Origin of the sequence: Vibrio echinoideorum (assembly GCF_024347455.1) — a bacterium.
Lineage (GTDB): Bacteria > Pseudomonadota > Gammaproteobacteria > Enterobacterales > Vibrionaceae > Vibrio > Vibrio echinoideorum.
In genome coordinates this window covers 2,894,319-2,918,785 of record NZ_AP025483.1, presented here as the reverse complement: position 1 = coordinate 2,918,785, position 24,467 = coordinate 2,894,319, and the positions used below count along the sequence as shown (strand labels likewise).

Genomic DNA, 24,467 nt, shown 5'->3' with positions numbered 1-24,467 from the left:
TTTCACACAATAAATGATGTAAATAACAGGTTTTAGCTGATCATAATGGAACTGATCCGAGGTATACACAATATTAAAGCGCAGCATCATGGCTGTGTATTAACCATAGGTAACTTTGATGGTGTTCATTTAGGACATCAAGAGGTTCTGAGTCAGGTTTCTAAACAAGCTGCAGCACTAGGGCTCCCTTCTGTTGTCATGACGTTTGAGCCGCAGCCTATGGAGTTGTTTGCCCGAGGTAGAGCTCCGGCACGTTTAACTCGCTTACGAGATAAGTACGTGCAACTGAGCAAGCTAGATATCAGTCGCTTGTTGTGTGTTAATTTTAATCAGTATTTTGCCAGTTTATCCGCAGAAGCATTCATTAAGGATCTTCTGGTTGATAAGCTTGGTGTGAAGTTCTTAGTGGTTGGTGACGATTTTTGTTTTGGCAAAGGTCGTACCGGCAATTTTACCATGCTCAAACAAGCGGGTGAAAAATATGGTTTTGAGGTGGTCAGCACCCAAAGCTATTGCTTAAACCAATTACGAGTAAGCAGTACTGAGATACGAAATGCATTAGCGGTCGATGATTTGGCTGCCAGTGCTACCATGTTAGGGCGTGACTACAGTATTAGTGGTCGAGTGTCCCATGGTCGAAAACTAGGGAGAACTATCGGTTTCCCTACCGCTAACATTCCATTAAAGCGTTGTGTTTCTCCTGTGTCGGGAGTGTATGTTGTTGAAGCATTGGATATCGACGGTGTTCCTGTCGGTGGCGTTGCTAATATTGGACAACGACCAACGGTTAATGGCGTAAGGCAGCAATTAGAAGTGCACTTTTTTGACTTTAAAGCCAATTTATATGGTAAACAGTTAGAAGTACGACTTTTACACAAACTGCGCGACGAGATAAAATTTGAATCGTTCGACGCATTAAAGAATCAAATAGAATTGGATGCTGAAGCCGCAAGGGTGTGGCTGCTTCAGCTAAAGAATTAGTCGGATGATTCCACCGATTAACATAATGTCTAACTTCGCCCAATATAACGGAATTAAGAATCGATGAGTGATTATAAAGATACCCTGAACTTACCAGAAACAGGGTTCCCAATGCGCGGCAATCTGGCAAATCGTGAACCAGAAATGCTGAAGCGTTGGTACAAAGAAGATCTTTACGGCGAGATCCGTAAAGCAAAGAAAGGCAAAAAATCTTTCGTACTGCATGATGGCCCTCCATACGCGAATGGCGATATTCACATTGGTCACGCACTGAATAAGATTCTTAAAGACATTATTATCAAATCAAAGACCCTTTCTGGCTTTGATGCGCCGTACATCCCTGGTTGGGACTGTCACGGCCTTCCAATCGAGCTAATGGTTGAGAAGAAGAAAGGTAAGCCTGGTCAGAAGATTTCAGCAGCTGAATTCCGCGAAGAGTGTCGTAAGTACGCTGCGGGCCAAGTTGAAGGTCAAAAAGAGAGCTTCAAACGTCTTGGTATCATGGGCGAGTGGGATAAACCTTACCGCACTATGGATTTTGGCACGGAAGCGAACATCATTCGCTCTCTAGGTAAAATCGCAGACAAAGGCCACCTTCTTAAAGGTTTCAAACCTGTTCACTGGTGTACTGACTGTGGTTCTGCTCTGGCTGAAGCTGAAGTTGAATATAAAGATAAAGTTTCTCCATCTATCGATGTGAAATTTTCTGCAGCTGACGAAGCGGCTCTTCTAGAGAAATTTACTCTAGCTGAAGGCCACGCTGGTCAAGGCGAAATCTCTATCGTTATCTGGACAACAACACCATGGACTCTGCCGGCGAACCGCGCAGTATGTCTACGTGATGACCTTGAATACGTACTTATCCAAGTTGAAGCGAATGGCGAACAGCCAGCTCAACGTATCGTTGTTGCTTCTGAACTAGCAAAAGACGTTATGGATCGTGCAGGTATCGAGCACTTCCATAACCTTGGTTTTGCTACCGGTGCTGATCTTGAGCTTTCTCAGTTCAACCACCCGTTCTACGACTTTACTGTTCCTGCCGTTCTTGGCGATCACGTAACAACTGATTCTGGTACAGGTGTGGTTCACACTGCGCCTGGTCACGGTCAAGAGGATTTCGTGGTTGGTAAGAAATACAACCTAGAAATCGCTAACCCAGTAGGTTCAAATGGCGTTTACCTGCCAGATACTGAGCTATTCGCTGGTCAGCATGTATTCAAAGCGAACGATTCTGTTTTAGAAGTTCTAAAAGAGAAAGGTGCACTATTGCATCACCATGCTTACGAGCACAGCTACCCACACTGTTGGAGACACAAAACTCCAATCATCTTCCGTGCAACACCACAATGGTTCATCTCTATGGATCAAGCTGGCTTACGTGCGAAAGCACTAGAGTCAATCAAGAGTGTTGAGTGGTTGCCTGAATGGGGTCAAAGCCGTATCGAAGGTATGGTTGAAGGTCGTCCTGAGTGGTGTATCTCTCGTCAACGTACTTGGGGTGTACCTATTGCCTTATTCGTTCACAAAGAAACGTCAGAACTTCATCCAGAAAGCCCAGCTCTTATTGAAAAAGTAGCGAAGCTTGTTGAAGAGAAAGGCATTCAAGCTTGGTGGGATCTTGACGCTGCTGAACTTATGGGTGCAGAAGACGCTGATAAGTACGAAAAAGTTATGGATACGCTAGACGTATGGTTCGACTCAGGTGTAACGCACTTCTCTGTTGTGGATTCTCGTGAAGAGTACAACTTCCCGAATGAAGAAAGAACGCACAGTGCTGATCTGTACCTTGAAGGTTCTGACCAACACCGTGGCTGGTTCCAGTCTTCTTTGATTTCATCTATCGCGATGAAAGACGAAGCACCATACAAGCAAGTGCTAACGCACGGTTTCGTGGTTGACGGTAACGGCCGTAAGATGTCTAAATCTATCGGTAACGTTGTTGCTCCTAAAGATGTAACCAATAAGCTAGGCGCAGATATTCTACGTCTATGGGTTGCTTCTACGGATTACACTAACGAAGTTGCGGTTTCTGACGAGATCCTTAAGCGTTCTGCTGATGCATACCGTCGTATTCGTAACACGGCTCGTTTCTTCCTAGCGAACTTGAACGGTTTCAATCCTGAAACTGACCTAGTGCCTGCTGAAGAAATGGTAGCACTTGATCGCTGGGCTGTTGGCCGTGCTCAAGCTGCACAAGAAGAGATTGTTAAAGCATACGGTGAGTACAACACTCACGGTGTGACTCAACGTCTAATGCAGTTCTGTTCTATCGAAATGGGTTCTTTCTACCTAGATGTCATTAAAGACCGTCAGTACACAGCGAAGCAGGGCAGCCATGCTCAACGTAGCTGTCAAACGGCGCTTTACTACATTGTTGAAGCTCTCGTTCGTTGGATGGCGCCTATCATGTCGTTCACTGCAGATGAAATCTGGAACGAGATGCCAAGCTCTTTACCAACTGGAGAGCAGCGCGACACGTTTGTATTCACAGGCGAGTGGTTCGAAGGCCTATTTGGTCTTGCTGATGACGAAGAGCTAAGCAACGAATTCTGGACTGAAATCCAGTCAGTTCGTGGCGCAGTGAACAAGCTTCTTGAAGATGCTCGTAAAGAGAAAACGATCGGTGGCGGACTGCAAGCTGAAGTGACTCTATACGCTGACGACGCGTTAGCGGCTAAAATCAACAAGCTAGAAGATGAGCTACGTTTCGTACTTATCACATCAACTGCTGTTGTTAAGCCACTAAGCGAGAAATCTGACGTTGCTCAAGCGACAGACGTTGCAGGTCTATTCGTTGAAGTTGCAGCAACTGAAGCTGAGAAGTGTGACCGTTGCTGGCACCACACTCCAGATGTAGGCACAATTGAAGGTCACGAGAAAATTTGTGGTCGTTGTGTGTCGAACATCGACGGTGAAGGCGAAGTGCGTAAGTTCGCATAACGACTCAGAGAAAGACTGAACTTTTTGTAAAAATCATAGCCCCAGTATCAACTGGGGTTATTTTTAATTATAGGAAATGTGTTTAATCGAGTTGAGTGCTCATCCTCCCTTAACAAGGATGATTAAATGGGTACCGGCTTCGTAAATACTAGGAATAGAAATGAGTGAAGTTTCGTTAAAACAATCTGGCGTGCGTTGGTTATGGTTGGCTCTGCTGGTTTTCGTTGCAGATATCGGCATCAAACTTTTCGTCATGGACAACATGGGTTATGGCTGGGCAAATCGCATTGAGGTGCTGCCATTCTTTAACTTTTTGTATGTTCATAACTACGGCGCAGCATTTAGCTTCTTGAGTGACCAAAGTGGTTGGCAGCGTTGGTTGTTTACTGGTATCGCCTTTGCGGTAACGGGGATGCTGACTTACTGGATGAGTAAGTTACCTGCAGCTGAGAAGTGGAATAACATTGCTTACGCGATCATTATTGGTGGCGCTGTCGGTAACGTATTTGACCGAGTAGTACACGGCTTTGTTGTCGATTACTTAGATTTCTACTGGGGTACTTACCATTGGCCTGCGTTTAACTTAGCCGATATGGGAATCTGTATTGGTGCAGCGATGATCATCCTAGATGGTTTTCGTAAGAAAGACGAAAGCAAATAGCTTACTCTGAAGTGACGAGGTCTGAAGTTAGTCGACCTGAAGTCAGTAGTTCTGAAGTGAACTACTTTGAAATAGATGGCCTTAAAGTCAGTCTATGACTCACAGATTAGAATAGCCCTAAGCGCTGTCGGTTGATTCCGACGGCGCTTTTTTTTATGCTGCTCTTAATAAGGGAGCAAAACAGAATGCCCCCTCAAATAATAAAGAAATCTAAGGAAAGTAACGTGGCAGCAATTAAAAATGATTCAGCAGTAACTCTACATTTTACGATTAAAATGCAGGATGGTTCAGTTGCCGATAGCACGGAAAATATGGGCAAACCTGCAAAGTTCGTCATGGGTGATGGCAGCCTAAGTGAGAACTTTGAGCAATGCTTAATAGGGCTTGAGGCAGGCACTGAAAAATCGATTGAATTGAAAGCACAAGATGCCTTTGGTATGCCAAACCCTGATCACATCCATCATATGGATCGTGCAAAATTTGTTGGTGATTCTGAAGTGGAAGTTGGCACTATCATGGCATTCTCAAGCCCTGATGGTATGGAGATTCCTGGTATTATCACTGAGATTGCTGGTGATTCAGTGACCGTTGATTTTAACCACCCACTAGCCGGCCAAGACGTTACGTTTGACGTCAACATCTTAGCTGTGGACTAACTATTTTAGCGGTGGATTAACTATCTTAGCGTTAGAATAGCTATCTTGACGTCAGAATAGCTATCTGACGGTAGAATAACATCGCCTTACAGCTGTGATGTAACCCAGAGCTTCACTGTCTAGACGCTTCACTGTAGAATGCGAACCTCGCTGACAGCGAACTCTATAGAAACAACCTTAGTACCGCGGTAAATGATGAGCAATGAAATGAAAATAATGTTAGCTAACCCTCGTGGCTTTTGTGCAGGTGTCGATCGTGCGATCAGCATCGTAGAGCGCGCTCTTGAACTGTATCAGCCACCGATTTATGTTCGCCATGAAGTGGTGCATAACCGCTTTGTTGTTGAAGGGCTAAAGCAACGTGGTGCTATTTTTGTCGAAGAGTTAAGTGAAGTACCAGACGATAACATCGTGATTTTCTCGGCTCACGGTGTTTCTCAAGCGGTTCGTAAAGAAGCGAAAGAGCGCGAGTTAACGGTATTTGATGCGACGTGTCCTTTGGTGACTAAAGTTCATATGGAGGTAGCTCGTGCGAGCCGCAAACATATGGAAGTGGTACTGATTGGTCACGCTGGTCACCCTGAGGTTGAAGGCACTATGGGTCAGTACGCTAGCCAAACAGGTGGTATGTACTTGGTTGAAAGGCCTGAAGACGTACAGAGTCTAGTGGTGAACGATCCAAGTAATTTGCACTATGTTAGCCAAACAACACTATCCGTTGATGAGACGGCGGATGTAATTGAAGAATTACGTCGAGTGTTCCCTGATATTCAAGGTCCACGTAAAGACGATATTTGCTACGCGACTCAAAACCGTCAGGACGCAATTCGCGAAATGGCAAGTGAGGTTGATGTTGTGATTGTTGTAGGTTCTAAGAACTCATCTAATTCAACACGCTTAAAAGAGTTGGCTGAAAAGCTAGGCACACCAGGTTATCTAACGGATTGCCCAGAAGACATTAAGACTGAATGGGTTGAAGGTAAACAGAAAATTGGTGTGACTGCGGGTGCTTCTGCTCCTGAAGAGCTAGTAAATCAAATCTTAGATCGTATTCGTGAGTTAGGCGCAACTGAGGTTGAAGAAATTCAAGGTCGTGAAGAGAACATGTTCTTCGAAGTACCGAAAGAGCTACAGATTAAGCAAGTCGACTAATCACTATTGATTTGTGACAAGATCGATTCGTAAACACTATCGATTCGTAAACACTATCGATTTGCAAAAAGTAAAAAGCCAACGTTGATGCGTTGGCTTTTTTGATCGCGCTTTAGAACAAGGCGTCGAATTTCTAACAGGTTACTGGAGACCGAGCTGCTCTTTTAAGGCTTTTAGATAGCGACGACTGACAGGCACTTCAAAACCGGTCAGCGTGATGATCTCCGCTAACCCATTCTCTAACAGTTTGATCTCTTGGATCGATTTTATGTTGATCAAGTATTGTCGATGACAGCGGATTAAGTCGGTTTTTTCTTCCAAGATCTTTAGGGTTAACTGCGATGTTGCTGTTTGTGATGAGCTACGAACATGAACACCACTGATATCGGAATAAGCACACTCGACCGTTTGGCTTGCCATGATCACAATACGGTTATGGCCGATGCACGGGATTTGCTCCAAGTGACAGGGAGCAATCGCAGAGATATCTTGTTCCGGTGTTTTCTGGTTTTGTTTTATGACCTTGTTAAGACGACAAACACTCTTATTTAATCGACAGGGTTCAACTGGCTTAAGTAGGTAGTCAAAAGCATTATCCTCAAACGCTTGGATCGCATATTGGTCGTAGGCGGTCACGAATACCACGTAAGGCATCGTGTCTGGGTCAAGCATGCTTAGCAGTTCAATCCCGGTCACCTGAGGCATTTGAATATCCAAGTACACCACATCAGGTTTGAGTAGATTGATCTGTTTAAGTCCTTCAATCGCGTTGCTTGCTTGGCCAATCACTTCCACTTCTCCAGTTTCAGTGAGTAGTTCAATCAACTCTTCGCGAGCAAAAAGCTCATCGTCGACAACTAATGCTTTTAACATCCTACAATCTTCATGTTGATTCTATCCTTGCTGGATTCTTAGTTAGCTTCTTAAAATTATCTTGTAATAGGAATGATAAAGCTCATTCGAGTAAATTGCTGTGGTTGAGATTCTATTTTTAGTGCGGAATCTTGTCCAAAGAAATTAGTGAGTCGTTTATCAACAATCTCCATTCCCAAACCTGCATGGTCTTGAGACGGTTTCTGGTAAGTCCCTGCGTTATCTTCTACAACTAACTTGAATCCACCCTCGAAAGCTTCGCTATAGATCTTCACTTGGCCGGCTTCGAGCATATTTGAAATACCATGCTTGATGGCGTTCTCAACCAATGGTTGCAGGGTAAAGCTTGGCAGTTGAGCCTCATACAGTTGCGGGTCGATGTCCCATTCGATTTCTAATCGGTCAGTAAAGCGCGCTTTCTCTATGGTTAAGTAAGCATTCACATGTGCCAACTCATCTTTAAGTTTCACGGTGTTGATGTTCTGCTTTAGGTTACTTCTGAAGAAGTGAGATAGATGCTGAATCAACTCTCGTGCTTTATCTGGATCGCGACGTGTTACCGCACTGATGGTGTTAAGTGCATTGAACAAAAAGTGTGGGTTCACCTGTGCGTGCAGCAGCTTTATTTCAGCTTGGGTGAGTAGTGTTTGCTGCAGCTGATAGTTGCTGAACAGGATCTGGCTCGACAGCAGTTGAGCGATACCTTCACCCATCGACATATTGATGGTCGAGAATAGCTTCATTTTAGGCTCATACAGCTTGATGGTTCCTACTACTTCATTACCCGCGCGCAATGGAATAATCAGCGCAGAACCCAATTTACAATCTTGTGATAGGGAGCATTGGTATGGATTCTCTTTGCCATCGAGGTAGATGATGTCGTTCTGTTCCATCGAGGTAAGCGTGCTCTGTGATGAAATAGGCGTATTAGGAATATGGTGTTCATCGCCGATGCCGACGAAAGCGAGAATTTTTTCTCGGTCGGTTATCGCCACTGCGCCAACGTTGGTTTCTTCGTAAATTATCCGCACTATTTTTTGCGCGTTATCCGAATTGAATCCGCCATGCAAAATACCCACCGAACGCTCGGCGATGGTCAATGCGCGACGTGAGAAAGTCGCTGAATACTTCTCGAAGATGGTTTTTCGGTCTTGGATGATGCTCATGAACAGCGCTGCACCCACTGAGTTCGCGATGATCATTGGCGCGGCTATATCGGAGACTAGCGCATAGGACTGCTCAAATGGTTTTGCGACCGCTAGCAGAATCAGCATTTGAATGATTTCTGCAAAAAGGGTCACCGAGAACACAACCAATGGATTAAATAACTGGCTGGCTTTGTTCTTTCTGACGAGGTAAACGTGCAATAGACCACCAATCAAGCCTTCGGCCGTGGTTGATATTGCACAAGCTAAGTCAGTGAAGCCACCCAAAGAGTAACGATGGATACCGCCAGTAAAGCCGACGGCAAAGCCGACAACAGGACCGCCAAACAGGCCGCCCATCACGGCACCCATTGCTCGAGTGTTAGCTATTGCGTCGTTAATCTGCAATCCAAAATAGGTGCCCATAATACAGAACAGGGAAAATAGAACGTAACAGCTGACTTTATGACTTAAGCGCGAAGAGATGTTCAACAAAGGGAGAATTAGCGGGGTTTTACTTAGCATGTAAGCAATCACTAAGTAGACACAGGTTTGTTGCAGCAGAGAGAGAATGAGTTCCATATTTTCACCTATTGAGACGCTGGTTAAGTGTAAAGCTCATTGCGTGGTAACGGTAGCTTTGCTTGTGTTTTCATTGGGTATATCGAGTGGTTATTGCTTCTCAAGGCTGAGGTATCAATATTGATGTACTAATGTTGATGTACCCATGTTGAGATACAGTAAAGCCCATCACAGTGGATGGGCTTTAGTCTTATTTTCCAGGAATCACTGAGTGATTACCGGAGCAAGCGAAGTGTGTTTGGCTTGTTCTTTTGTCTTTCTATGAAGACGTGTCTCTTGCTATCAAGAGTCTGAAAGAACTAGGCGGTTTTGGTTACACCTTTTGCTTCTTTTTTTTCTTCTTCATCAGCAAGGTCGATATCGCCTTTGCCTTTTGAAATTTTGATAACGTAAGCCGCAACACCGAATGCACTCACCACACCGATGATGGTTGAAAGTTGCATTGGCAGACCGAAGCCCAGTTGGCTATTGTTCAGGATGAATGTGATACACACAGACGTCATGAAGATAGCTGGAACCGTGGTTACCCAGTGCAATTTATTGTGACGAAGTAGGTAAGCCGAAGCTGTCCATAGCATCATTACTGCTGTTGATTGGTTAGCAAAACCGAAGTAACGCCAGATGATACCGAAATCGACTTGAGTCAGAATGCCACCAAGAACGAACAATGGGAGAGCCATCAGTAGGCGGTTACGCAGTGTTTTCTGTTCCATGTTGAAGTATTCAGCAAGGATAAGACGGCTTGAACGGAATGCAGTGTCGCCAGAAGTGATAGGTAAGATAACCACGCCAAGGAAAGCAAGGATACCGCCAAATACACCCAGTAGGCCAAATGAAGCGCTGTAAACTACGTTACCAGGGCCACCGTTTGCAATCGCGTCAGATAGAGACTCAACTGAACCGAAGAATGACAGAGCAAGTGCACACCAAATTAGGGCGATGATGCCTTCACCAATCATTGCACCGTAGAATACGAAGCGACCGTTCTTTTCGTTTTCCATACAACGAGCCATCAGTGGTGACTGAGTTGCATGGAAGCCAGAGATAGCACCACAAGCGATAGTGATAAATAGAGCAGGCCAAAGCGGTAAGTCGTTAGGGTTCATGTTAGTGAACATGTCTTTCATCTCGAAGCCACCCATGATTTGGTGCTCGTCAGATAGACCAATCGCAGTGATTAGGCCAACAGACATAAAGATAAGCAGAGCACCGAACAGTGGGTAGAAACGACCAATAATTTTATCGACAGGGACAATCGTTGCGACGATGTAGTAGGCAAAAATGATAACAACCATGGTCGTTGTAGACATTACGAAATCAGTTTGGTCGTTCACTAGGGTAGTGATCATGCCTGCTGGAGCAGAAACGAATACCACACCAACCAGAAGCAATAGAACAATGGCAAAGATGTTCATAAAGTGTTTTGCGCCATTGCCTAGGTAACGTCCAGTGATGGTAGGAACTGAAGCGCCACCATTACGGATAGATAACATACCTGAGAAGTAGTCGTGTACTGCACCTGCGAAGATACAACCTAGCACGATCCAAAGCATTGCTGCTGGGCCGTAAAGCGCACCCATGATTGGGCCGAAGATTGGACCTACACCTGCAATGTTAAGCAGTTGAACTAGGTAAACCTTTGGCGTCGACATTGGAACAAAGTCCACGCCATCTTGCTTGGTATGGGCTGGTGTTTGACGCTTTTCATTGATACCGAAAATCTTTTCGATAAAGGCACCGTAAATAAAGTAGCCACCAATGAGTGCTGCAACACAGGTAAGAAACCACATCATAATTTGTTATCCCTGAATGTATTAATTAAGTCAGGGTGTATATTAAAGGAGTCGATGAGAAGAAACTTCCGCTATCAGAGTGAGTGGTCGAATAGTCAATTAAGTGGTGTTATAACTGATTGAGTGGTTTGTCATCTTTACGGAGTGGTTGATTCTTTGTATCGAACGGCTTATTTACCGAGTAGACAGGTTGATTGACCTAGCAGAGAGGTGGATAGAAGCTGTGAGCAGTAGGTTGCTGCTCTTGAGTGGTCTGTATCAGTCTCAAGCGGAGAACATGAGACAATGAGTGGACATCGACAAGCGTTCAGCGGAGAATCACCACAAAGGCAGCGCTTCGTCAGGAAGTGGTGAAGTAACAATATAAAGGATTGAAATGAAAAAAATAATAACACTATTCGCCGTAGCATTTAGCCTTGCAGGATGCAGCGCTAATGTTCAAGATTTAGCAGCAGAAGGTAACTGGCAAGAGATCGGTTATCGTGATGGTATTAAAGGTAACACTCAGCGTTCGTATTCAGATATGACCGAGCTTGGTGCTGTTGATCAAGCCAGTTACACAGAAGGCTACCACCTAGGTGTGACTGAATATTGTAATCCTAACCATGCTTATCAGATCGGCTTATCTGGACAGGTGTATGAAGGCGTATGTTCTGGTACGGAAGACGCTCAACGTTTCCGTATGGAATGGCAACGCGGTTGGGATGAGTTCTCAAACGACTATTAAGCTCACGCTAGCGATTTAAAAACTAAAACATAAAAAGACCAGTACCGAATGTGTACTGGTCTTTTTGTATGAAGTGAAAGTGATGGCCTAAATTCTAAATTCTAAATTCTAAATTAGAAGCTAAAAAAGTGAATCTAGATTACTGGTTATTCTCGACCGCTTTTCTCAAGAAACCATTTTGTTGATCAAGTTGAGCTTTCGCTAGTTCTAAATCCAGCCCTGTCAGAATCATCAAAATAGACAGCTTCACATCATAATTGGTGGTTTTAAGTGTCGAAACAGCAAGGGCTTTGTCGCATTCAGTTGCTTGGATAACGATACGAGCAGCACGAGCAACCAGCTTTTCATTGGTCGCTTTCACATCGACCATTAAGTTCTGATAACTTTTACCAATGCGAATCATGCTCGCAGTCGTTAGCATGTTGAGTACTAATTTTTGCGCGGTACCTGATTTTAATCGTGTTGAGCCGGTCAATGCTTCTGGGCCAACCACTGGACTTATCGCAATCTGAGCGATCTCTGCGATCGGAGAGCCTGGATTACAAGACAGCGCAACCGTCACCGCACCAATCTGATTAGCATAGTTGAGTGCACCTATTACGTAAGGTGTGCGACCACTGGCTGCGATGCCAACCACAACATCATTCTCTGAAAATTGAATCGCTTTCAGATCTTCAATACCGAGAGTCAGTGAGTCTTCTGCTCCCTCTTTGGCTTTCAAAATTGCTTCTGGTCCGCCTGCAATTAGGCCGATAACCATTTTGTCTGAAACACCAAAAGTTGGAGGACATTCTGAGGCATCTAACACGCCCAGTCGACCACTGGTGCCTGCGCCTATGTAAATCAGTCGGCCACCGTTTTGAAAGGCGTGAGCGATCTTATCAACGGCTTGAGCGATTTGTGGCAGCTCCACTTCGATCGCCAATGGAACTTGCTTGTCTTGTTGATTAATCTTTTCGACCACTTCGAGAGAGGTGAGTAGATCAATATCCATAGTGTCAGGGTTTCTCCCCTCCGAAACGAGGTGCGAGAGGGCTGATATGAGAGCATCGTTACTCATAATGATCCTTAAATGGTGATTCTAAAATGATGGTTCTAAAATTGTTTAGACAGCACTGCAAAGTCAGTATTGTTACTAAGATCACAGGGCTACTAAGTTAGTCCGCACGATAAAGAACGCCTAGAGAGGCTGCTCTACTTGCGCCAGTTACTTCTGGTAAATTGCTTGGCAGTTGATGTATGTGCCGTTGAGCAAGCCACGCAAAGGCCATGGCTTCCATATAGTCGGCATCAACGCCTTTGCTGGTGGTTGATTCAACCTCCCAGCTAGGAAGAAGCTCAGATAGTCTCTTCATCAATAGTGGGTTTCTCGTTCCACCCCCGCACACGTACAGCGCTGGCTGATTACCTAAGCGATAAGTTTCTACTTCATTGGCTATCGTTAATGCGGTGTATTCACAAAGCGTGCGCTGAACATCTTCTGCCGCAAGATCTTTAAATTCTGTTAACTGTTGCTCTAGCCAAGGTAGGTTGAACAGTTCTCTACCAGTACTTTTCGGTGGCATTTGAGATAGATAAGATTCATCTAACAGTTGTTTGAGCAAGCCATGGTTTAGTTGGCCTTTAAGTGCGAATTGCGCATCGCGGTCAAACTGCTCGCCAGTGTGTTTATCAACCCAAGCATCCATCAACATATTGCCCGGGCCTGTATCGTAGCCAAGTGTTGGTTGATTCGGTCTCAGCACTGAAATGTTAGAGATACCACCAATATTCAAGACCACGACAGAGCTGTCTTGCGGGTGAAAAATAGTATGGTGGAAGGCGGGTACTAGAGGAGCCCCTTGTCCGCCTAGTGCCATGTCTTTACGTCGAAAATCAGCGACTGTTTGAATCTGTGTTTTAGCGGCAATGATATTGGCATCACCCAACTGCATGGTAAATGGCGAATCACCCGTTGGCTGGTGGAACACCGTTTGGCCATGATTACCAATTGCAGTTACAGAAGATGCCGGAGTACCTGACTTTTGGATAAGTTGTAGAACCGCATCAGCAAACAGGTGGCCAAGCTGGTGGTCGAGTTCGCCAATGGCAATCAAATCGGTTTTCTGACCAATACAAACCTCAAGTAGGCGAGTTTTGATCTCGTTAGGCATCGGGAACTCATCATGAGCCAGTAATGTAATGCTCTCGTCTTCAATCGAGACCAATGCTGTATCAACGCCATCCATACTCGTCCCCGACATCACACCTATATATAACTCTGACTTCATTGTTCAGTTCCTAAATTAAGCGGGTGGATTTTTTGGCGAGCGATAACTTCTGCGCCATCCAAAGCATTACCTTGTATATTTAAGCTGCGATCTTGGATCGGTTGGGAAAGTTTAGTGCGGTAGTTCTGTCCTAAACTCCCTAAAAACATAATAGGTAAGCTGTTACTTTCTGAGCATGCTCGTGTAAGTGATTCTATGTGAGCAGCCCCTTGTTTAAAAATATTGTTGGCTGTTGGGCAGCTATGTTCTATGTCGACGAGCTTTCGTGCAAATAGAGCATAATCGGTTGCGTTAGCTTCGCCGATCCACTTTAGAATTTGGCTACGTTCGTTACCCGTTGTTCTCGTTACAAGCTGGCTCGTTTGAGACGATTGTTTTTGGTCAAACTCAGCGAGAGTTTGTTGAACCGCTCGAAACCCAAGCCAAGCGCCACCACCTTGATCGCCGACCGGAAAGCCCCAGCCACCAAATTGATGAGTTTTTTGTTGATTGTCTAATTGAATGGCAACTGAACCAGTACCAATTGCTATGCAGTTAACACCTTGCCCTACATTGGCACCAAATACAGATACTTCTGCATCGGTCGTCACATATAGGTGCGGGCAGTGGGCTAACGCGGATTGTAGTTTAGCTTTTAAATCCATATTTCCCGCACCAGCAACGCCAATCACAATATAGCACTGCTGTGATTTTATCTGGTTAACACTCAACATTTCATCAATATAATGAGTAAGTTGAGTTATCGCAGCTTCCCCATATAAGGTCAATGAAGTCGCAGCTAGAGTTCGCTCTTCAATGACACCTAATGTTGGCGTTATTTGCTTCAGTCTAATGGCGGTTTTTGTACCTCCGCCATCGACTGCTAAAGTATGGGTAATCATGGGTTAAACCGTTTGTAGTTTATTAACTTCTTGAGTTTGCTTGTTGCCTGATAGGCACACTATTAAGGATACCAAGGTGCCAATACAAAGTTGATAAGGGAAAGCCAATCGAATACCAACCCAATCAGTATTAATTACCCCCATCACACTATCCCAAACATAAGCTTGCATCAGCAGTGTGGTTAAGAAACCAGCCATTAGAGCCAGAGCTACTGAGGTTTCGTTACCGCGGTCTGTGAATATAGCGGTGAAGTAGACACCTAATAATCCTGTGTAGGCAAATACCATCACACTCAAAGCAAACGACAACAATGGCATGTCAGTGTACTGCTGCCAGTAGTAACACAGGATGCCCATGCTACCCAGAGCGACTGCTGCTACAGCCATACCAACGCGTCCTGCTTTTACGTAATGGAAGTCATCTTGTACTCCTTTACGAGCTTCTAACCAAGGCTTGTATATATCTTGAATAGCAACCGAAGACATTGAGTTCAAGCCAGAGTTTAGTGTCGAAAGGGCAGCTGCAACCACGCCAACGGTGACTAAGCCACGAAGACCTGCTGGCATTTCATTAAGTACGTAATACATGAAAATAGTGACGTTTTCGCCATTAAAGTTTTGTACTACTTCTTTGCTTTCAAAGCCCATCAGTTCAGGTCTTTGATAGAAGACATACAGCAATAAGCCGATTGACATAAATACGAGAACAACTGGAATCGAGAATATGATCGAGTTAATCATCGCCTTGGAACCTTGCTTCGCATCTTTACAGGTCAGGACACGTTGCGTCATGTCTTGATCAAGACCAAAGGCACCAATGTTTAATAATACAAAGCCAGTAATACATGCCCAGAAACTAAATGTGCCGGCAGGGCTAAAGTCTAGAGTAAAGTCTAACAATGTAAGCTTAGAAGGTAGCCCTTCACCAGGGTTCATTAACACTTGGGCTATTTGGTTAAAGTCTGCTGGGATTTGGCCTAACAAATAGATGATAACGGCAATGGCTGCACCAACATAAACTACAAGTTGAATAAGGTCGCTCCAGATAACCGAACGAATACCGCCCATGTAAGTGTAAGCAAGGCCAACAGCAACGAGGATCACAACAGAAGTTACAACGCTGCTAGGATCGATGTTGGTAAATAGAATCATAGATACCGCAATGGCAGCCATGTATAGGCGAGCGCCTGATGCAAACACTCTGCCGACTAAATACATGACACCTGCACGCTGTTTGGTCTTTTCACCAAAACGTACTTTTAGTAGTTCATAAACGGTAGAGACTTTGTTTTTGTAGAAGCGAGGTATCAACACCAATGCCACAAAAATGGCACCAATGATGCCGCCAATGTTGGTCGCTAGATAAGTGAGATCGCCACGGTAACTAGATTCTGGTCCACCTAAAAACGTCGCTGCTGATTGTGAAGTCGCCAGTACCGAGATAGCAACGACCCACATTGGCATCGAATTACCGCCTAAGAAATAGTCTTTGGTACTTGTGATTTTTGTTCGGCTGAAGTGCCAGCCTGTATACACGATGATAGCGAAATATATCGCGAATACCGCCCAGTCCAGCGAAGTAAATAGTGAATTCATAGCAGCTCCGTAGCATGAATAGAGTTGAGGGTGTTTATTATTATTTTTCCAGAATGTCAGTTTGAATAATGAGTTTCAAAATCTATTCCTTGGTGGAATAGTGAACAATGATTTTCTTTGACAGTGCTCCCAGAAGGGGGTGTTAGCTATTCCATACAACAGAATACAAAGGAATAATTATTCCAATGAAAATACAAAACTCGTTATGATAGCGAGGAGCTCGCAGAGGGAAGAATATTTAGTGAAAGGCATAGCGAAAGTAAAAGCGTTATTACCAAAGCTCTCCCCATCTGACACGCTGGTGGCTCGTTACGTATTGGATCATCCGCAACAGGTTAAGCAACTGTCTTCTCCTGAGTTGGCCAAAGCGGTGGGAGTAAGCCAGTCTACGATCGTAAAGTTTAGTCAGAAGCTCGGTTATAAAGGGTTTTCTGAAATGAAAATGAAACTCTACCAGAGTGATATGACTTATCAGCCAGTATCCCAGCGAGGAATACATGGCACTATCACCAGAAAAGATCCGCCTGAAATGGTGATGGATAAACTTCTTGCAAGTAAAACACAATCGCTTGAACGTACCGTGTTATTAAATGAGGGCGAACATTTAAGTAATGCCGCTGATTTACTGCACTTGGCGAATAAAGTACAGATTTTTGGGGTGGGTGCATCGTCTTTAGTTGCAAAAGATCTAGCCTATAAACTGATGAAGATCGGCCATGCAGTTAGCGCAGAGCAAGATGCACATATTCAAATCGCCAACGCGGCTTCTCTTTCTGAAAATGATGTGTTGGTTGCGATTTCTTATTCAGGAAAAACCAGAGAAGTGGTGAAAGTTGCTCAGTTGGCGAGATCGAAAAAGGCAAAGGTGATAGTTATTAGTCAGCTATTACCTTCGGTTTTGGACAAATACGCTGACATTAAACTGATCTCTTCGGCTGACGAAGATCATATTCGTAGTTCATCTATTACTGCTCGAGATAGTCAGCTTTTTATTACTGACTTGTTGTTCATTGCTTTAACTCAGCAAGAAGAGCAAGCCGACCAATTAATCGAACAAAGCAAATCTGCAGTAGCGGAATTTAAGCAATAAAAGGAAATCGTATGGGACCGTTGTGGGTTGATGTTGCAGGCTATGAACTGACAGCTGAAGACAGAGAAATTTTAGAGCATCCAACTGTTGGTGGCCTCATCTTATTTGCTAGAAATTACCACGATAGCAAACAATTATCTGCGTTAAACAAAGAGATCCGTAAAGTTGCAAAACGCCCAATTCTCATCGGTGTTGACCAAGAGGGTGGTCGAGTGCAGCGCTTTCGTGACGGTTTTTCAATTATCCCAGCCGCTCAGGAATTTGCGACAAAGAATAATGGTGAACAATTAGCAGAACAAGCAGGCTGGTTGATGGCGGCGGAGCTGATTGCCCATGATATCGACCTGAGTTTTGCGCCAGTATTAGACAAAGGGCACGACTGTAAAGCGATTGGTAGCCGAGCGTTCGGTGAAGATATTGATACCATCGTTCGCCACAGTAGTGCTTTTATTAAGGGCATGAAATCGGTTGGAATGGCGACTACAGGAAAGCACTTCCCAGGACATGGCGGCGTGATTGCAGATTCACACCTTGAAACGCCTTACGATCAAAGAGACGACATATTTGAAACCGATATGGCCATCTTCAAGGCGCAAATTGAAGCAGGAATATTGGATGCGATGATGCCGGCACACGTGGTTTTTTCTCATTATGATGATCAACCTGCAAGTGGCTCTGAGTATTGGTTGCAGAAAGTGTTGAAGCAACAGCTTGGTTTTAAAGGCTTGGTGTTCTCTGATGATTTGACGATGGAAGGTGCTGCCATTATGGGTGGTCCTGCTGATAGAGCGAAGGCGGCTTTGAATGCGGGTTGTGACATGGTGTTGATGTGTAATAAACGAGATGCACAAATTGAAGCTCTTGATCACTTAACGATTCAAGAGGTGCCTTTAGCCAACTCACTGCTTAAAAAACACAGCTTTGATTTACCGACTCTTCACTCGGATAGCCGATGGAAAGAGGCTTCAGAACAAATTAAGCGAATGTTAAACGCTGGGTGATAAATAAACACTCTATAAGTTTCAAGAGGGCGATATGAGAAATATCGCCTTTTTTGTATGTGTAAGTTGTGGTTTTGACCTATTTGTATCTCATAACGAGTTAAAGTATTGCTGTAAATTTATATTTACACTAAATGTTTTTTATTGTTTACACTTGCAATCGTTTTTGTAGCTGTTATTGTGTTTTTAAAGATTGTTAGCCCATGCAGATGCCTTGGGTGTAAAAATAAATATACAGGTTGAGTTATGCGGAAAAGTGAATTAAGCAATGTCAATATCATCGACGAACAGGTACTGATTACTCCAGAGGAGTTAAAAGCGAAATTACCTTTGAGCGATAATGCTCGTCGTTTTATTCAAGAGTCTCGTGAAACGATAGCAAATATCATTCATAAGAAAGATCACCGTATGCTAATCGTGTGTGGTCCATGTTCTATTCACGATATTGAAGCTGCGAAAGAGTACGCGAAACGTCTAAAAGCTTTATCTGAGCAACTTAGCGATCAACTGTATATTGTTATGCGTGTTTACTTTGAAAAGCCTCGTACTACTGTCGGTTGGAAAGGTTTGATCAATGATCCTCAGCTAGACGGTACTTTCGATATTGAGCATGGTCTGCATGTTGGTCGTGAGCTTTTAGTTGAGCTCGCTGAGATGGAAATCCCATTAGCGACAGAAGCACTAGACCCAATCAGCCCACAATACTTAGCCGATACATTCAGTTGGGCTGCGATTGGCGCACGTACTACTGAATCTCAAACTCACCGTGAAATGGCAAGTGGCCTTTCAATGCCAATCGGCTTTAAAAACGGTACAGATGGCAATTTGGGTACAGCAATTAATGCGATGCAAGCGGCTTCTTCTAGCCACCGTTTCATGGGGATTAGCCGTGAAGGCCAAGTTGCACTGCTAACGACTCAGGGTAACCCAAATGGTCACGTTATTTTACGTGGCGGTAAGCAGACTAACTACGATTCAGTATCAGTACACGAATGTGAGCAAGAGCTGGGTAAATCTAGCTTAGAGGCTGCGTTAATGGTCGACTGTAGCCACGCAAACTCTCGCAAAGATTTCCGACGTCAGACGTTAGTTGCTGAAGATGTGATTCACCAGATTCGTGAAGGCAATAATTCGATTATTGGCCTAATGATTGAAAGCCATATTAACGAAGGCAATCAATCTTCAGATATACCTCTGAATGAGATGAAATACGGTGTTTCTATCACGGACGCGTGTATCAATTGGGAGTCAACTGAGGCACTATTGAAGCATGCACATACGGAATTAGTCCCGTTCTTAGAGAACCGCTTGAAAGGTTAGTCAGGGTTTAAAATTTAAGTGCCTCATCTAATGGGGCATTTTAAGATCTGTTGCTAACGAACCTGCGCCAGGTGGGCTTAAAAATTAGCACGGGCTTATAGATGAGTAAGGAATAAAATGGCCGTTGAACTGAACGAATTACGCGACCAAATCGATGCTGTCGATAAACAAATGTTGGATTTACTGGCTCAACGTCTTGCTCTAGTAGAGAAAGTAGGCGAAGTGAAAAGCGAACATGGTTTACCTATTTATGTACCAGAGCGCGAAGCTGCGATGCTGGCATCTCGTCGTCAAGAAGCCGAGAAAATAGGGGTTCCACCGCAGTTAATCGAAGATATTTTGCGTCGTACTATGCGTGAGTCTTATGCCAGTGAGAAAGACTCTGGCTTTAAGTGCCTTAACCCAGAGTTGCGTTCAGTGGTTATCGTTGGTGGTAATGGTCAGCTTGGTGGTTTGTTTGGACGTATGTTCAAGCTTTCTGGCTACGAAGTGAAAATTCTCGGCAGCCAAGATTGGGATAAAGCCGATGAGATCTTAGATAATGCTGGCCTTGTGGTCGTTACGGTTCCAATTCACCTGACGGAAGGTGTGATTGCAAAACTAGGTAACCTACCAAGCGATTGTATTCTTTGTGATTTAACGTCGATTAAATCAAAGCCTCTACAAGCCATGATGAACATGCACCAAGGCCCGGTGGTTGGATTACACCCAATGTTTGGTCCTGACGTTCCAAGCCTTGCGAAGCAGGTGATTGTTTACAGTGATGGGCGTGGCTCTGAAAGCTACCAATGGTTACTGAATCAATTTGGTATTTGGGGCGCGAGCCTTTGCCAGATGGATGCTGCTGAACACGATCACGGCATGACTCTGATTCAAGCACTACGCCACTTCACCTCTTTTGCTTACGGATTGCACCTGAGTAAAGAGAACCCAAACATTGATCAGCTTCTGAAGCTAAGCTCGCCAATCTACCGATTAGAGATTGCAATGGTTGGTCGTCTGTTTGCTCAAGACCCGAACTTGTACGGTGATATCATTCTTTCTTCAGATGAGAATATTGAGATGATTCGACGTTTCCATAGTCGTTTCGGTGAAGCATTAGAAATCTTGGATGGGAAAGATAAAGCCAAGTTCGTTGATAGCTTTAATCAAGTCAGTGATTGGTTTGGCGACTACTCGCAGCAGTTCTTGCAAGAGAGCCAAAATCTTTTAAAGCAAGCACATGACTCGATTCATCGAGGCTAATCACTATTTGAAATCATAAAAAAAGAGCGACCTGATGGTCGCTCTTTTTTTATCTAATTCAGACTAAAAGTAATTGGCCTACTGTAGGCTAAAAGCGATTAGATCATAATAGGCCAAACCAACAGATCTTAACCATTAACAAATAGTTAGCCATTGACAACTAGTTAGTCGTGATAGGTTTTTTGCTCTCTTCACTCGATACCGTGTCGATGGTCGAGCTAATGTAAGGCACGTTAGTCAGGTTGATCTGCAAGCGAACCACATTATCAATCAGTTGAACCAGTGGACCCCACTTAACCTTTTTCTCTTTCTCGAACACGTAGTTGAAGTTTTCCGGTGTCCAGTCCATTAAGTATTGAGGGTTCAGTGAGCGACCAAGGAAGCGTACTTCATAGTGCAGGTGTGGGCCGGTAGAGTTGCCTGAGTTACCACAGCTTGCAATCACATCCCCTTTACTCACAAACTGACCGCTGCGAACTTTGAATTTTTGTAGGTGCGCGTAAGAACTCATGAAACCGAACGAGTGACGCATAGTAATAAAGTTACCGAAGCCTTTTTTACTTGGGCGTACCGTTTCAATGACTCCATCTGCGGGTGCTACAATATCTTCACCACGCTTACACGTTAGATCGATGCCAGTATGTACATGGCGTTTACCTGAAATAGGGTTAGTGCGGCTACCATAAGAAGAAGAGATACGTTGATAAGCCATCGGACTGTCGTTTGGAATCAAACGAAACATTGTCGCTCTTACTGCTGAATCGACTGCAGCCGCATCAATGCGATCTTCCAAAGAAATATCATCGGTAAGCAGTTCTTCATCAGCAAGACCAAGCACGGATTCCACATCAAATACACGCTTACCAAGTAATTGAATAGCGCCTTCTTTCTCAGTTAATGTTTGCGATAGAGAGTGGTTGGTTTCAACCTGTTCAGCATAAAGAAACTCGGTTTGTTCTTTTTCAACAATCAGTGTTTCAATTAACTGCTGTGCATCGCCCGCTTGCATTGCGAGCTCTTGTTTACCTTCGAAGTGCATGTATGCAGCTCCGCCAATTAACAGCGGTACTGAAAAAATCGCAGTGGTGCACAAGAGCACGGCTTTTCGGCCGAAGTAAAACGTCTGTTCCCCTTGGTTAGAGGGAATAGTAATGGAAATTTTTTTAGACATGGTTCTGTATTAACTAAATGCTTCTAATAGAAAAAGGGTAATGGAGATATTATTCCTTACCCAAATCGGTAAGGTGTTCAATCTCTCTATAAAGCAGTTCATCGTCGCCAACATTAAGCTCAACAAGGCGCTTAAGGTGGCTAATACTATCAATATCTAAATGCTCTATGCGTAAACGCATTGAGGTATTGATGGTAGAGACTATCGTTGCTTCTAACTGAATATTGATATCACTGTTGGTGAGCTTAAAGCTGACTTGAACAGGAGCATCGTGGCTGAGTTGCTGCCATTTATCACACTGAATGAGTAGACCATGAAGAGATAAGTCTTGTACCGAGCCGGATACATTTACTTGGCCTTGTGACAGTTCAGTCGGGACTTGGTAAACAACTCGTGAAAATTGACGTCTTTCAATCATAATTAATCTCTCTATATCGATGCGAAACGAGTAAGCCAGATATATCAAAGGCCGCTATTATTGCGGCCTTTGTTCAAAATGCAAGCGAATTTACTTAGTGATACGCTTGTACTTGATACGGTGCGGTTCTGCCGCTTGTGCGCCCAGAGTCTTTTTCAACCACTCTGTGTACTCAGTATAGTTACCTTCGTAGAAGTTAACTTGACCTTCATCACGGTAGTCTAAGATATGGGTCGCAATACGGTCAAGGAACCAACGGTCATGCGAGATAACCATTGCACAGCCAGGGAACTCAAGCAGCGCTTCTTCAAGTGCACGTAGAGTTTCGACATCAAGGTCATTGGTTGGTTCATCGAGTAGCAGTACGTTGCCGCCCGCTTTCAACAGTTTCGCTAGGTGAACACGGTTACGTTCACCACCAGAAAGCTGACCGATGATTTTCTGTTGGTCGTTGCCTTTGAAGTTGAAACGAGAACAGTAAGCACGTGCAGGGATTTCGAAGTTGTTGATCTTAATGATATCAGCGCCTTCAGAGATCTCTTGGAATACTGTTTTGGTGTCGTCCATGCTGTCACGGAACTGATCAACAGAAGCAAGCTTAACCGTTTCGCCTAATTCAACTGAACCTGAATCTGGCTGTTCTGCGCCGCTTAGCATCTTGAATAGTGTTGATTTACCCGCACCGTTGGCACCCACGATACCCACAATAGCGCCTTTAGGCATGCTGAACGATAGGTCGTCGATAAGAACGCGGTCACCAAATGACTTAGTTAGGTTCTTAACTTCAAGTACCTTGTCACCTAAACGCTCACCCGGCGGGATGAACAGTTCGTTGGTTTCGTTACGCTTCTGGTATTGGCCAGTCGTTAGTTCTTCAAAACGAGCCATACGAGCTTTAGACTTAGCCTGACGGCCTTTAGGGTTTTGACGAACCCACTCAAGTTCTTTCTCGATCGTCTTTTGACGTGCGCTTTCGCCTGATTTCTCTTGCTTCAGACGCTCATCTTTCTGTTCTAGCCAAGATGTGTAGTTACCTTCCCAAGGAATACCTTCACCACGGTCAAGCTCAAGAATCCAACCAGCAGCGTTGTCTAGGAAGTAACGGTCGTGGGTAATTGCCACAACAGTACCGCTGTAATCAACAAGGAAGTGCTCAAGCCAAGCAACTGATTCTGCATCCAAGTGGTTGGTTGGTTCATCAAGAAGCAGCATGTCAGGCTTCTCTAGAAGTAGACGACAGATCGCAACACGACGACGTTCACCACCGGATAGGAGTTCGATTTTCGCATCCCACTCAGGAAGACGAAGTGCATCAGCAGCACGCTCTAGAGCGGTCTCTAGGTTGTGGCCGTCTTTTGCTTGGATCAGCGCTTCAAGCTCGCCTTGTTCTTTAGCAAGAGCGTCGAAATCTGCATCTGGTTCTGCGTAAGCTGCGTAAACTGCGTCGATACGCTTAAGTGCGTCTGCAACATCAGAAACCGCTTCTTCTACGATTTCACGCACTGTTTTTGATTCGTCTAATACAGGCTCTTGCGGTAGGTAACCGACTTTAAGACCTTGTTGTGCACGAGCTTCACCATCAATATCAGTATCAATACCAGCCATGATACGTAGTAGGGTAGATTTACCTGAACCATTTAGACCCAAAACACCGATTTTAGCGCCAGGAAAAAAGCTAAGAGAAATGTCTTTAAGAATTTGACGCTTAGGTGGAACAGTTTTGCTCACCCGAGACATGGTATATACGTATTCAGCCATTGCCGATCGATCCTAATTTATTGTTCAAAATTGTCGGCTATTTTATACCAATATCCCCAAAGATGTTACTCCTAGGACAGAAAAGCCATTCTTGAACTAATCCTTACCTATTATTGTCACATTGGTCATTAAAACTATATTTAATAAGCTTCTGAGGCGAAGTGTTAAATATTAATAATATTTACACTCAAACTCTTTACATTTGAT

20 protein-coding genes are annotated in these 24,467 nt (G+C 44.2%); 10 read left to right on the top strand and 10 right to left on the bottom strand.

The annotated features are described in order from the left end of the window. Window positions 1–45 precede the first annotated feature (45 nt). The 5 genes from ribF (at window position 46) to ispH (ending at window position 6,390) form a co-directional block, all read left to right on the top strand. Window positions 46–981, top strand: a complete 936-nt coding sequence (gene ribF, locus OCV36_RS13195; RefSeq protein WP_017072877.1) for a bifunctional riboflavin kinase/FAD synthetase — start codon at window positions 46–48, stop codon at window positions 979–981. A 63-nt stretch (window positions 982–1,044) separates the two neighbouring features. Continuing rightward, window positions 1,045–3,921 carry an isoleucine--tRNA ligase gene (ileS, locus tag OCV36_RS13190; RefSeq protein WP_135458744.1) on the top strand — a complete coding sequence of 959 codons (2,877 nt, stop codon included), beginning with the start codon at window positions 1,045–1,047 and terminating at the stop codon, window positions 3,919–3,921. A gap of 160 nt (window positions 3,922–4,081) precedes the next feature. Further along, entirely contained in the window at window positions 4,082–4,582 is a 501-nt protein-coding gene (gene lspA, locus OCV36_RS13185) for a signal peptidase II (RefSeq protein ID WP_010434837.1), read from the top strand. A gap of 224 nt (window positions 4,583–4,806) precedes the next feature. Next, window positions 4,807–5,238, top strand: a complete 432-nt coding sequence (gene fkpB, locus OCV36_RS13180) for an FKBP-type peptidyl-prolyl cis-trans isomerase (protein WP_135458746.1) — start codon at window positions 4,807–4,809, stop codon at window positions 5,236–5,238. Window positions 5,239–5,433: 195 nt separating this feature from the next. After that, window positions 5,434–6,390 carry a 4-hydroxy-3-methylbut-2-enyl diphosphate reductase gene (gene ispH / locus OCV36_RS13175; RefSeq protein ID WP_135458772.1) on the top strand — a complete coding sequence of 319 codons (957 nt, stop codon included), beginning with the start codon at window positions 5,434–5,436 and terminating at the stop codon, window positions 6,388–6,390. A 141-nt stretch (window positions 6,391–6,531) separates the two neighbouring features. Here the strand turns inward: ispH and btsR are convergent, their stop codons facing one another. The 3 genes from btsR to OCV36_RS13160 form a co-directional block, all read right to left on the bottom strand. Beyond that, window positions 6,532–7,263 (bottom strand): two-component system response regulator BtsR, encoded by a 732-nt coding sequence (gene btsR, locus OCV36_RS13170; RefSeq protein ID WP_017072881.1) that lies wholly within the window; start codon window positions 7,261–7,263, stop codon window positions 6,532–6,534. Between the two features lie 56 nt (window positions 7,264–7,319). Beyond that, window positions 7,320–8,990, bottom strand: a complete 1,671-nt coding sequence (locus tag OCV36_RS13165; RefSeq protein ID WP_135458748.1) for a sensor histidine kinase — start codon at window positions 8,988–8,990, stop codon at window positions 7,320–7,322. A 299-nt stretch (window positions 8,991–9,289) separates the two neighbouring features. Beyond that, window positions 9,290–10,783, bottom strand: a complete 1,494-nt coding sequence (locus tag OCV36_RS13160; RefSeq protein WP_135458750.1) for a carbon starvation CstA family protein — start codon at window positions 10,781–10,783, stop codon at window positions 9,290–9,292. 376 nt (window positions 10,784–11,159) lie between these two features. On the opposite strand from OCV36_RS13160, the gene OCV36_RS13155 reads away from it, so the two are divergent. Beyond that, window positions 11,160–11,510, top strand: coding sequence for a DUF2799 domain-containing protein (locus tag OCV36_RS13155; protein WP_017072884.1), 351 nt, complete (start codon window positions 11,160–11,162; stop codon window positions 11,508–11,510). A 139-nt stretch (window positions 11,511–11,649) separates the two neighbouring features. Here OCV36_RS13155 and murQ read toward each other — a convergent pair whose 3' ends face one another. The 4 genes from murQ to OCV36_RS13135 all read right to left on the bottom strand — a co-directional run bounded on the left by murQ (window position 11,650) and on the right by OCV36_RS13135 (window position 16,257). Then, window positions 11,650–12,570, bottom strand: a complete 921-nt coding sequence (murQ, locus tag OCV36_RS13150; RefSeq protein WP_135458752.1) for an N-acetylmuramic acid 6-phosphate etherase — start codon at window positions 12,568–12,570, stop codon at window positions 11,650–11,652. Between the two features lie 97 nt (window positions 12,571–12,667). Then, window positions 12,668–13,780, bottom strand: coding sequence for an anhydro-N-acetylmuramic acid kinase (locus OCV36_RS13145; RefSeq protein ID WP_135458754.1), 1,113 nt, complete (start codon window positions 13,778–13,780; stop codon window positions 12,668–12,670). Next, entirely contained in the window at window positions 13,777–14,661 is an 885-nt protein-coding gene (locus tag OCV36_RS13140; protein ID WP_135458756.1) for a BadF/BadG/BcrA/BcrD ATPase family protein, read from the bottom strand. The genes OCV36_RS13145 and OCV36_RS13140 overlap by 4 nt, the downstream gene beginning before the upstream one ends. Window positions 14,662–14,664: 3 nt before the next feature. Continuing rightward, window positions 14,665–16,257 carry a sodium:solute symporter gene (locus OCV36_RS13135; RefSeq protein WP_017072888.1) on the bottom strand — a complete coding sequence of 531 codons (1,593 nt, stop codon included), beginning with the start codon at window positions 16,255–16,257 and terminating at the stop codon, window positions 14,665–14,667. A 241-nt stretch (window positions 16,258–16,498) separates the two neighbouring features. Here OCV36_RS13135 and OCV36_RS13130 point away from each other — a divergent pair, with 241 nt between their 5' ends. From OCV36_RS13130 to tyrA, 4 genes are all read left to right on the top strand, one after another. Continuing rightward, a complete protein-coding gene (locus tag OCV36_RS13130; protein ID WP_017072889.1) occupies window positions 16,499–17,347 on the top strand; it encodes a MurR/RpiR family transcriptional regulator in 849 nt (282 codons plus the stop codon). Window positions 17,348–17,358: 11 nt separating this feature from the next. Then, on the top strand, window positions 17,359–18,348 hold the full coding sequence (gene nagZ, locus OCV36_RS13125) for a beta-N-acetylhexosaminidase (protein WP_135458759.1): 990 nt from the start codon (window positions 17,359–17,361) through the stop codon (window positions 18,346–18,348). A 246-nt stretch (window positions 18,349–18,594) separates the two neighbouring features. After that, window positions 18,595–19,668, top strand: coding sequence for a 3-deoxy-7-phosphoheptulonate synthase (locus OCV36_RS13120; RefSeq protein WP_135458760.1), 1,074 nt, complete (start codon window positions 18,595–18,597; stop codon window positions 19,666–19,668). Between the two features lie 117 nt (window positions 19,669–19,785). Beyond that, entirely contained in the window at window positions 19,786–20,913 is a 1,128-nt protein-coding gene (gene tyrA / locus OCV36_RS13115; RefSeq protein WP_017072892.1) for a bifunctional chorismate mutase/prephenate dehydrogenase, read from the top strand. Between the two features lie 160 nt (window positions 20,914–21,073). Here tyrA and OCV36_RS13110 read toward each other — a convergent pair whose 3' ends face one another. The 3 genes from OCV36_RS13110 to ettA all read right to left on the bottom strand — a co-directional run bounded on the left by OCV36_RS13110 (window position 21,074) and on the right by ettA (window position 24,260). Further along, the gene (locus OCV36_RS13110) at window positions 21,074–22,084 is read right to left on the bottom strand and encodes a M23 family metallopeptidase (RefSeq protein ID WP_135458762.1); all 1,011 of its coding nucleotides are present in this window, start codon (window positions 22,082–22,084) and stop codon (window positions 21,074–21,076) included. Between the two features lie 49 nt (window positions 22,085–22,133). Next, a complete protein-coding gene (locus tag OCV36_RS13105; RefSeq protein ID WP_102550905.1) occupies window positions 22,134–22,502 on the bottom strand; it encodes a PilZ domain-containing protein in 369 nt (122 codons plus the stop codon). Between the two features lie 90 nt (window positions 22,503–22,592). Beyond that, entirely contained in the window at window positions 22,593–24,260 is a 1,668-nt protein-coding gene (gene ettA / locus OCV36_RS13100) for an energy-dependent translational throttle protein EttA (RefSeq protein ID WP_017072895.1), read from the bottom strand. Window positions 24,261–24,467 lie beyond the last annotated feature (207 nt).